This window comes from Thauera sp. 27, from assembly GCF_000310125.2.
GTDB classification, from domain to species: domain Bacteria; phylum Pseudomonadota; class Gammaproteobacteria; order Burkholderiales; family Rhodocyclaceae; genus Thauera; species Thauera mechernichensis.
Map to the genome: position 1 here is coordinate 1 of NZ_AMXB01000106.1, position 530 is coordinate 530.

Below are 530 nucleotides of genomic sequence, written 5' to 3' on the forward strand. Positions count from 1 at the left end.
CCGCTGCGGTCGATGACGATGAAGTCGCAGATTTCGTCGAGTGCGAGCAGGGGGTGGTGCCAGACGCCGGGGGCGTAGTTGACGCCCTGGTCGCCGCGGGCGAGGAAGACCGTCAGGTCTTCTGCGGTGGGCGGTGCGCCGGCGGGGGCGACGACGACCAGATAGGGCTTGCCCGACATGGGGATGAAGGCCTGTGAGGCGAGCGGGTGGCGCTCCATCATGTTCACGGTGAAGGGCAGGGCGCGGGGCTGTCCGCGGAAGATGGAGACGATGACGCGGCCCTCGGGCCCGGGCTCGATGCGAGCGAGGTCGTGGTAGCGCTCGGTGTTGCCGGCGTTGATGGTGAAGTGCTGTGCGGCGTCGCTGGCCTCGATGAGCTGGCCGAAGGGTGCGAAGGCCTCGTGGGTGAGGGGCGCGACGGCGAGGGGGAGGGCGGGGTGCGCGGTCATGGTGTGCTCTCGGGTGAGGAAGGGGGCGACACGCCGGTCGGGCGCCCGGGCGCAGGGCTGCGCCCGCGAAGCGCCGGTCTT

The 530-nt window shown here is 71.3% G+C and carries 1 protein-coding gene; it reads right to left on the reverse strand.

What is annotated here, in order from left to right; translation table 11 throughout:
- A partial coding sequence (locus B447_RS21590) for an ureidoglycolate lyase (RefSeq protein ID WP_004249579.1) occupies positions 1–449 on the reverse strand: 449 nt, incomplete at its 3' end.
- Positions 450–530: the final 81 nt, after the last annotated feature.